General features: G+C 45.4%; 3 protein-coding genes. All 3 read left to right on the forward strand.

What is annotated here, in order from left to right; translation table 11 throughout:
• Positions 1-68: 68 nt before the first annotated feature.
• The gene (locus ACM0OR_RS22760; RefSeq protein ID WP_323268613.1) at positions 69-350 is read left to right on the forward strand and encodes an acyl carrier protein; all 282 of its coding nucleotides are present in this window, start codon (positions 69-71) and stop codon (positions 348-350) included.
• A gap of 101 nt (positions 351-451) precedes the next feature.
• Positions 452-9,784 carry a MupA/Atu3671 family FMN-dependent luciferase-like monooxygenase gene (locus ACM0OR_RS22765; RefSeq protein WP_414578854.1) on the forward strand — a complete coding sequence of 3,111 codons (9,333 nt, stop codon included), beginning with the start codon at positions 452-454 and terminating at the stop codon, positions 9,782-9,784.
• The coding region (locus tag ACM0OR_RS22770; RefSeq protein ID WP_414578855.1) for a condensation domain-containing protein at positions 9,781-11,440 on the forward strand (1,660 nt) is incomplete at its 3' end. The genes ACM0OR_RS22765 and ACM0OR_RS22770, both read left to right, overlap by 4 nt.

Genomic DNA, 11,440 nt, shown 5'->3' on the forward strand with positions numbered 1-11,440 from the left:
GCTTTAGCCCTTTCTTCGAGAAAATCCGTTAACAAAAAACTAAAATCCTTAGTATAAAAAATAAAGAAATGACAACAGCTAACACAAAAACTATTCCTTCCACTGAACAAATTCAAGATTGGCTAATTTCCTATATGGCCGATATGCTAGAGATTACAACCAATGAAGTTGATATCAGAATGCTGTTTGATGAATATGGTCTAGATTCTTCTATGACTATAGGGATGATAGGTGATTTAGAAACGTGGTTGGGCTGTAATTTAGATCCAACATTAGTTTATGATTACTCAACTATTGAAGATTTAGCCAAACACTTAGGCTCTAATTTAATATCAGATAATTTGCTCTAACTTTTTATTAGTGAGATACAGGTGATGATTTCTGCATCTGTTGTTGCTCAAAGCAGAGATTAAGACATACCAGGTAGAAGGGTTATTAGGGGTAAATTGTAATGAGTTCCGAAACCACCGAGCAAATGACTGCATCCCAACGGATGTTATTAGCACTCAAAGAAGCCCGCGCCAAACTAGAAGCCTTTGACCGTGCTAAAACTGAACCCATCGCTATTATTGGCATAGGTTGTAGATTTCCGGGGGGAGCTAACAACCCGGAGACATTTTGGCAGTTATTGCGTGATGGTGTAGATGCCATTACAGAAGTACCTAGAAGTCGTTGGAATATCGATGAATACTACGACCCTAACCCAGAAACACCAGGGAAAGTTTACACCCGCTACGGCGGATTTTTAGAGAATGTAGACCAATTTGACCCCCAATTTTTTGGCATTTCCCCCAGGGAAGCTGTTAGTATGAATCCCCAGCAACGCCTTTTATTAGAGGTAGCTTGGGAAGCGTTAGAAGAAGCTGGGATTAATCCTAAACAACTAGTTAATAGTTTGACAGGTGTTTTTTTGGGTGTCGGCCCCAATGACTACGCCAAGTTACGGATGAACGCAGACAAAGCCGAGAATATCACTGCCCACGATGGTACAGGTAACGGTTTGTGCTTTGCTTCTGGTCGGTTATCTTATATTTTGGGGTTGCAGGGGCCAAATTTAGCAATGGATACCTCCTGCTCATCTTCTTTGGTGGCAGTGCATTTAGCTAGCCAGAGTTTACGGGCTGGAGAATGTAACTTAGCGATCGCAGGTGGTGTTAACCTAAACTTATTCCCCGAAACTACCCTATTTCTCTCCCGCACCCACGCCTTAGCCCCCGATGGACGCTGCAAAACCTTCGATGCGGCCGCCGATGGTTTTGGCAGAAGTGAAGGCTGTGGGGTAATTATCCTCAAAAGATTATCTGATGCTTTGGCTGATGGCGATGGCGTTCCGCCCACCGTAGGTGATCGCATTTGGGCTACAATTCGCGGTTCGGCTGTCAACCACGACGGGCCAAGTAGCGGTTTAACAGTACCCAATCAACTCGCCCAAGAGCAACTAATTCAGCAAGCCCTCGATAATGCTAAAGTCACCCCAGCACAAGTCACCTACATCGAAGCCCACGGGACAGGAACTTCCCTCGGCGACCCCATCGAAGTTGGTGCATTAGCATCAGTGTTTTGTCGCCAACGTTCCCCAGAAGAACCATTAGTTATAGGTTCAGTCAAAACCAACCTCGGTCACTTAGAAGCAGCAGCAGGAATTGCCGGATTAATCAAAACAGTCCTAGCACTACATCACGGCGAAATTCCACCGCACTTGCACTTCCATCAACCCAGTCCCCATATACCTTGGGAAAACTTGCCTGTTATTGTCCCTACTCAACCTACACCTTGGCAACCCAAAGATAAATCACGCATCGCTGGGGTAAGTTCCTTTGGGATGAGTGGGACTAATGTGCATATTGTTTTAGAGAGTCCCGTAGAAACGTTGCACACAACCTCTGTCAATAGTCAACAGAAAAATGAGTGTCCAGTGCATCTGTTGGCTTTGTCCGCTAAGACTGGGGAAGCATTAAAAGAATTAGCAATAAATTATACAAAATATTTACAAACTCACCCACAAATATCCTTAGCTGATTTATGCTTTACAGCTAATACAGGACGCAGCCATTTTGAGCATCGGTTAGCTGTGGTAACTGATTCTGTGGCAAAGTTGCAAACACAACTGAGTGCATTTGCTGAAAATCAGGCAACAGAAGGATTATTACACCATCACCTTACCCAAAGAAAAACTTCTAAAATAGCTTTTCTGTTCACAGGTCAAGGTTCACAATACCTCGGCATGGGCAAACAACTCTACGACACCCAACCAGTATTCCGCGAAACTTTAGACCACTGCGACGAAATTTTACGCCCGTATTTAGAAAAACCTCTATTAGAAATCCTCTATCCCCAATCCCCAGTTCCCCAATCCCCAGTCAACGAAACAGCCTATACCCAGCCTGCCCTATTTGCCCTAGAATACTCCCTGTATAAATTATGGCAATCTTGGGGAATCAACCCGACTGCGGTCATTGGTCATAGTCTGGGGGAATATGTCGCGGCTTGTGTTGCTGGCGTGTTCAGCTTGGAAGATGGGTTAAAACTTATTGCCCAGCGTGCCAAATTAATGCAATCTCTACCTCCAGGGGGGAGTATGGTTGCAGTCTTAGCAGATGAAAGCACAGTTCGTCTAGCTATACAAAATCATGCCCAAGATGTAACCATTGCAGCAATTAATGCCCCTGAAAATATAGTCATTGCCGGTAAACAAGAATCGGTGCAGGCTGTAGTTGCGATCTTAGAACAAGAAGGCATCAAAACCCGTAACCTGACAGTTTCCCATGCCTTTCATTCGCCCTTGGTAGAGCCAATTTTAGAGGAATTTGCCGCCACACTCCAGCAAATTACCTTTCACGCACCGCAAATTCCCTTAATTTCCAACGTCACCGGCAAATTCTTCTCACCAGGAGAAATTCCCGATGTCGCCTACTGGCAAAGCCACACCCGCGCCCCAGTCAGATTTATGGACGGGGTAAAAACCCTATTTGAACTAGGCTGCAAAATATTTTTAGAACTAGGGCCAAAACCAGTTTTGGCTAACTTGGGCAAACAGTGCCAAACAGAAAACAGTGCAGTTTGGCTAGCTTCCCTGATGCCCGAAAAGAATGATTTTCAGGTACTACCGAAGAGTAACCACACAGGCGACACAACACCCAAGAAGAATGAAAAAAACACCTCCTCGCCTCCTAACCTGTCACCTATCACCTGTCACCTGTCACCTGTATTTCTCCACAGCCTATCTACTTTATACATCCAAGGTGTAGCAATTAACTGGCAAGGATTACAGCCAGACTATCCACATCAACGCCTCTCACTTCCCACCTACCCCTTTCAGCGACAACGTTACTGGATTGAACACAACAACATCCCCATGAATCCCACACACGAAAATAGTTCATCTGTCAATACCCAACGCCAGGGAGAAATCTTAGCACAACTGCGTTCTTTAGTTGGGCAAGTGCTGCAAGTTCCTCCAGATAAAGTAGATGTAAACACACCATTCTTAGAAATGGGTGCAGACTCGATCTTTTTGATGGAAGGAGTACGCAGCATCGAAAACTCTTTTGGCGTTAAAATTGCCATTCGCCAGTTTTTTGAAGAATTAGCCACCATCAACGCTTTAGCTACCTATATTGAGCAGCATATTGCAGTTAGTGTAGTTAGTGAAGGACATCGGCAAGAGTTAGCAATATCTAAGTTGGTCAATGATTATTCTTCTGAGTCTACGACGGGACAAAATTTTCCATCGAATTTGGAGGAAGTATCTACTCAAACTGTTGCCACAATTGTCCGAGTTGCACCCAGTAACAGCGCAAATAACGGCAATGGTGCATCTTCTTCCCACTCAGACACAGCCATAGAGAGGATTATGGCGCAGCAACTGCAAATGATGACACAAATCATGTCAGAGCAATTGCAGGTGTTACGTGGTACTCCCGCATCAACCCAGCCAAACTTTACACCCACCAATGGTAACGGTAACAGCAACGGCAAAAGCAAAACCACCAACGGTAACGGTAACGGTAACGGTAACAGCAAAGGACACCACTCCCCACTCCCCACTCCCCACTCAGCACTCAGCACTCAGCACTCAGCACTCCTCAATCCCCACTCCCAAAAACACCTAGAAGACCTCATCCAACGTTATACCCAACGCACCCAAAAATCCAAACAAAGGGCGCAAGCTTCCCGCCATCACTTAGGTGATAACCGTGCTGTAGCTGGATTCCGCATGGGAATTAAAGAAATGCTCTATCCCATTGTCGGGACACGTTACCAAGGCGCACATTTTTGGGATTTAGATGGCAACGAGTATGTAGATTTGGCAATGGGTTTCGGCACACATTTATTTGGACATGGTGCGCCGTTCCTGATTGCAGCCATTAACGAACAACTGCAAAAAGGTGTAGCTGTCGGCCCCCAACCAGAACTAGCCTTAGAAACAGCCGAATTACTTTGTGAACTCACAGGTGCAGAACGGGCTACATTTTGTCAATCAGGTTCAGAATCAGTGATGGTAGCCTTGAGATTAGCACGGACTGCCACCAAACGCGATCACATTGCTATCTTTACAGGTTCTTATCATGGGCATTTTGACGGGGTATTGGCTCAACCAGAAGGAATGTCCAGCGTCCCCCTTGGCAACGGCATCGCGGCTAATACCGTCAAAGATGTTTTAGTCTTAAACTACGGCGACCCCAAAGCTTTGGAAATTCTCCAAGCGCAAATGCACACCCTCGCGGCGGTAATGGTCGAACCTGTACAGAGTCGCTTTCCTAACTTGCAACCACGAGAATTTTTACAGGAATTGCGTCACCTCACTGAAGCGGCGGGGACAGCCTTAATCTTTGACGAAATTATGACAGGCTTCCGCATCCATCCAGGGGGAGCGCAAGCCCATTTTGGTGTAAAGGCAGATTTAGCCACCTATAGTAAGATATTTGGTGGTGGTTTACCCCTAGCCGCAGTCGCAGGTAAAGCCAAGTTCATGGACGGTATAGACGGCGGATATTGGCAATTTGGCGACCAATCATATCCCCAAGCCGACCGGACATTTTTTGCCGGGACATTTAACAAGCACCCCTTAGCGATGGCAACTTGTCGAGCCGCCTTGAAATATTTAAAAGAACAGGGTGTACAGTTACAAACTAATTTAAATGCTCGGACTGCCTATCTAGTTGAACAACTCAATCATATTTTCACGGAACAACAAATAGACATCCGGGTGGTAAATTTCGGTTCACTATTCCGGTTTGTCTTCACCGCTAACATGGATGTGTTCTTCTACCACCTCCTAGAAAAAGGTGTGTACATTTGGGAAGGACGCACCTGTTTTCTCTCCACAGCCCACACCGATGCAGATATTGAGTGGATTATTCAGGCGGTGCGAGACAGTATTACAGAAATGCGCTCAGGTGGTTTTTTTCCCCACACCCAACAGGAGAATGTCACCGGAAAAAAGTCTCCAGCGTCGCTGCCAACAGCTAATTTAAATCAGCCAGTAAATAAAGCTGGCTTTTGGGAACGACGCAAACAAAAAACTACCCCTAGGGAAAAAACTAACTATATTCCCAGCCAAAAAGTACAATTTAGCTTGTACTATTTCGGCAACTACGAATCAGAATTTAGCCATGATAAATATGACCTATTATTTACCGGGGCTAAATTTGGCGATAAAAATGGATTTAGTGCCGTTTGGATTCCTGAGCGTCATTTTCATGCCTTTGGCGGGTTTTCTCCCAACCCTTCAGTCATTGCCGCCGCCCTCGCCAGAGAAACCCAAAACATTCAAATTCGCTCCGGTAGCGTTGTCCTCCCCATACACCATCCCATCCGAGTAGTAGAAGAATGGTCAGTCGTAGATAACCTTTCCCAAGGACGCGTCGGTATTTCCTTCGCTTCCGGCTGGAATCCCAACGACTTTGTATTAGCCCCCCAATCCTTCGGGAAACATCGAGAACTGATGTTTCAACAGATGGAAACAGTCCGTAAATTGTGGCGGGGGGAATCAATTCAAGTGCAGAACGGAGTCGGTCAAACCGTTAGCGTGGAAGTATTCCCCAAACCCATGCAAGCCGAACTGCAAGACTGGATTACCATCGTCAACAATCCAGACACATATATCAAAGCTGGAGAAATGGGTGCAGGCGTATTAACTAACCTCATGGGACAAAGTGTGGAAGACTTGGCAGAAAATATTGCCCTGTACCGCGAATCTCTAGCAGAGCATGGTTATGATTCCTCAGTAGGCAGAGTTACAGTATTACTACATACATTTGTCGGAAATAACTTAGAACAAACCCGCCAACAAGCCAGAGAACCACTGTGTAAATATTTTAAATCTTCCCTAGCTTTATTCCAAAATCTCGTGAAAAGTCAAGGTTTAGGGATAGATTTTGATAGCCTGAGCGAAGATGATCAAGATTATATTTTATCCTCTGCTTGCGATCGCTATATTCAATCTAGTGCATTAATCGGCACGCCTGAAACTTGCGCCCAAGTCGTCGCCAAACTGCAAGCCATCGGCGTTGACGAAATCGCCTGTTTAATAGACTTTGGCGTAAACCCCACCGCAGTAGTCGCCAGCCTTCCAGAATTAAACACCCTCAGAGAACTCTATCAAAACCGCCCATTTTTCATCACAGCCCCCCTCAGTACCGCCCAAAAACAACTATGGGTACTAGCACAACTGAGTAACGAAGCTTCCACCGCCTACAACGAATCAGTCAGCATCAAACTCCAAGGTAAACTCAACCTACCAGCCTTAACCCAGGCGATGCAGCAAATAGTCAATCGCCACGAAGCACTCAGAACCAGCATCAGCCCCGAAGGCGACGTGCAGCAAATTTTCCCCAGGGTAGAAATAATTGAAGAGGGCAGGGGGCAGGGGGCAGGGGGCAGGGGAGAATTTTCTTCTCATGCCCAATTACAAGAACCCTTCGACCTTACCAAAGCCCCCCTCTTCCGCCTCCACCTCATCCAACTATCCCCAGAAGAACACACACTAACCCTGACCGGTCATCACATCATCGTCGATGGTTGGTCAGTAGGAGTCATCCTCCAAGAACTCAGCACCTTATACACAGCTATCTGTCAGGGTGAAAAATGCCAACTCCCTACCCCCATGCAATACCGGGAGTATATCAACTGGCAAATCCAACAAAGCCAGACAGAAGAAATGGCAACCCATGAACAATACTGGCTGCAAAAATTTGCCGACACCATCCCTGCATTAGACCTACCCAGCAATAGAACACGCACCCCCATCAAAACCTATCGCGGCAGCAAGCAAAGTTTACTTCTCCATAGCGAGATAGGACGCGCCATTAAAAAAGTCAGTCTAGAGCAAGGTTGTACCTTATTTATGACCCTGCTTGCGGTATACACCACATTACTGCATAGATTGACAGGACAATCCAATATTATTGTAGGCATTCCCACAGCCGGGCGATCGCTTCCGGGTAGTGATAGTTTAGTCGGTTATTGCGCTCACGTCTTACCAATTAGCAGCGACTACCAAAGTACAACCCCATTCTCAGAATATCTCTTAGCTATCAGGAACGTCTTACTAGAAGCCTACCAACATCAGGACTATCCCTTTGCCGAACTAATTCAAAAATTAAACCTCAACCCAGATGCGAGTAGATCACCACTAGTTACTGTTACATTCAACTTAGATAGATCAATCACACTGCCCAAGTTAGACGAACTGGAAACCAGTTGGTTCACTCAACCCATCAATTCCACTGACTACGATATTCATTGGAATATCACTCAGATAGAAGATGAACTAATTCTAGATTGCCACTACAACACCGATTTATTTGATGCCACTACCATTGAACGATGGTTGGGACACTTCCAAACCTTACTCACAGCAATTATTGCCAATCCCCGCCAACCTGTAGGGGAATTACCACTGCTAACAGCGACAGAATTACAGCAATTGTTAGTAGATTGGAATGCTACCCAAACTGATTATCCCGCCGATAAGTGCATTCATCAAATCTTTGAAGCGCAAGTAGAAAAAACACCTGATGCGGTAGCAGTTATAGGGGACAGGGAAGAGTTAACTTATGCTGAGTTAAATAACCGTGCTAATCAAGTGGCGCACTACTTGAGAAGACAGGGTGTAGAGTCAGGTGTCCTCGTGGGTATCTGTATGCAGCGTTCCCTTGATTTTATAGTGGGAGTATTGGGTATCCTCAAAGCTGGCGGTGTTTATGTACCCCTTGACCCAGAATATCCCCAAGAAAGATTGGCTTGGATGTTGGAGGATGTACAGCCGCAAGTTTTATTAACTCAGACGGATTTAATTGACAGATTACCGACATTTACAAACATCCTGTCTGTAGATGCAGCAGCCATCAAAGAGGAATCAACAGAAAATCTCGACACAGAGGTGACAGCCGACAACTTAGCGTACATCATGTACACCTCCGGTTCGACTGGCAAACCCAAAGGTGTCAGCATTCCTCATCGGGGAGTCGTGCGATTAGTTAAAGCCACAGATTATCTTAGCTTCACTTCAGCAGAAACCTGGCTACAATTAGCACCCATCAGCTTCGATGCTGCAACCTTAGAAATTTGGGGTAGTTTGCTCAATGGCAGTAAATTAGTCATCATGCCCATCCCCAAACCCAGCTTAGAAGAGATAGGGCAAATAATCCAACAACACCAAATCACCACCCTATGGCTAACAGCCAGCCTATTCCATCTGATAGTAGATGAACGGATAGAAGACTTAAAATCAGTTCAACAACTCATAGCCGGCGGAGATGTACTATCAATCCCCCACGTCAAGAAAGTATTACAACATCTACCCCAAATTCGCCTAGTTAACGGTTACGGCCCCACCGAAAACACCACCTTCACCTGTTGCTACCCCATAACCAGCGACACCAACTTAGACTCATCAGTCCCCATAGGTCGCCCCATAGCCAACACCCGAGTTTACATCCTCGACCCCAACCTACAACCAGTCCCCATAGGAGTCTGGGGAGAACTCCACACCGGAGGCGCAGGACTAGCCCAAGGCTACTGGAAACGCCCAGACTTAACCCAAGAAAAATTTATTCAATTGGGCGTAGAGAATAGCACTATCACCTATCCCCAGTCCCTCACTCTCTACAAAACCGGCGACCTAACACGCTATCGCCCAGATGGAACAATCGAATTTAGAGGACGCATAGACCAACAAATCAAAATTCGTGGCTTCCGCATCGAACTAGGCGAAATTGAAACCAAACTAGCAACTCATCCCCAAATCAAACAGACAGTTGTTACCACTCAAGCTGATACCTTAATTGCCTACTTCATCCCCGAAGCTGAAGCACCGACAAACAGCGAATTACGTCACTATCTCAAGCAGCAACTACCAGACTATATGCTGCCATCAGCCTTTGTCTGTTTAGATACCTTCCCTCTTACACCTAATGGTAAAGTAGACCGAAAAGCCTTACCAGAAGCAGATTTAGCAAAACAAGCCCATGTACAATATATTGCTCCTTGTACTGAAAAAGAGCAAGTGATCGCAACAATAATTGCCTCAGTTCTCAACTTAGAAAAAGTCGGAATTGCCGATAATTTCTTTGAAATCGGCGGTAATTCGTTGAATGCGATGCAGGTCATTTCTCGCTTGCGTCAAACTTTCGGCGTGGAATTACCTTTGCGCCAGATGTTGGAATCACCCACAGTTATGGAACTGTCCGCCCACATCGAGCAAATTTTCTCAACTATCCAAAAATTACAGTCTACACCTGTGGAGTTATCAGAAAATCGGGAGGAAATTGAAGTATGAAACCCATTGAAGAATTTTTGTCTGAATTAGGAAACCTGGACATTAAGCTATGGGTGGAAGACAATCCCAATTCCTCCCAAGGGGTGAAGCTGCGCTGTAATGCGCCCAGTGGTAGATTAACACCAGAAATTCGTGCTAATCTGAGCGATCGCAAGGCTGAAATTATCAGCTTTTTCCAACGGGTAGGCTCAAGCTTTGAAATTGAATCAATCCCTACTGTAGCGCGAGACAACGGAAATTTACCTCTATCCTGGTCACAGCAACGCCTTTGGTTTCTCTACCAAATGGAAGGTGCAAGTGCCACTTACAATATGCCGGCGGCGGTGCAAATGACTGGGGTGCTGGATATCTCAGCATTGGAACAAGCTTTACAAGAAGTCATCCGTCGTCATGAAGTTTTACGCACTAGTTTTGCAAAGGTTGATGGTCATGCTGTACAGGTAATTCATCCCCACACTAACCTGACACTCCCAATAGTCGATTTACAAGAATGCTCAGATGAAGTCAAACAATTAGCCATCCTCGATGCAGAGAAACCCTTTGACCTCACTCAAGCACCTCTGATGCGGGTGACACTCTTAAAGCTGAGTGAACAATCTCATGTGTTGCTGATGAATATGCACCACATTGTCGCTGATGGGTGGTCAATTGGCATATTAATTCAAGAAATATCTACTTTATATACAGTATTTATACAAGGTAAACCTTCTCCTCTCCCAGCATTACCGATTCAGTATGCAGATTTTGCTGTGTGGCAAAGACAATGGTTACAAGGGGAAGTATTTAGTAAAAAAATCAACTATTGGCAAAAGCAGCTAGCTGATGCACCACCACTATTAGAACTCCCCACCGACAGACCCCGCCCAGCCATTCAAACATTCCGGGGTAGTAGTCGAGATTTTCCCTTACCTCTGGAATTGACCGAACAACTCAATCGCCTCAGTCAGAAGTTTGGGGTGACGCTGTTCATGACCTTAGAAGCAGCCTTTGTCACCTTACTGCATCGTTACAGTGGTCAGACAGATATTCTTATTGGTAGCCCGATAGCTAACCGCGATCGCCTGGAGATAAACACATTAATTGGCTTTTTTGTCAACACATTGGTATTGCGATCGCGTTTAGAAAATAATCCCCCATTCATAGAATTACTGCAACAAGTCAAGCAAGTGGCGTTAGATGCCTACGCCCACCAAGAAGTCCCCTTTGAGCAGATAGTAGACACACTACAACTTAAGCGGAATCTCAGCCATACACCTTTATTTCAGGTGATGTTTGCCCTGCAAAACGCGCCGATGAGTAAATTAGAGTTACCAGGGTTGCAGTTGTCGCAGTTACCAATAGAGGCTATCACCTCCAAGTTTGATTTAACTGTGTCGATGACGGAGACTCCCCAAGGACTCATCGGGAATTGGGAATATAACACCGACTTGTTTGATGATGAGACAATTAGCCGAATGGCGGGTCATTTCCAGAATTTAATCACAGCAATTGTCGCTAACCCCCAAGAAACAGTCCAGCAATTACCCTTACTCAGTGATGCTGAACGGCAACAATTGTTAGTAGATTGGAATCTCACAAATACTGAGTATGTCCTTGACCAATGTCTGCATCAATTATTTGAAGAACAGGTGCAAAAAACACCAAATGCAATAGCAG

Origin of the sequence: Anabaena sp. CCY 9402-a (genome assembly GCF_963920945.1) — a bacterium.
GTDB lineage: Bacteria > Cyanobacteriota > Cyanobacteriia > Cyanobacteriales > Nostocaceae > Trichormus > Trichormus minutissimus.

What these genes read in the sequence shown, in the direction of transcription:
- ACM0OR_RS22760 (WP_323268613.1), top strand. Translation starts at nt 69, where the DNA reads ATGACAACAGCTAACACAAAAACTATTCCTTCCACTGAACAAATTCAA.
- ACM0OR_RS22765 (WP_414578854.1), top strand. Translation starts at nt 452, where the DNA reads ATGAGTTCCGAAACCACCGAGCAAATGACTGCATCCCAACGGATGTTA.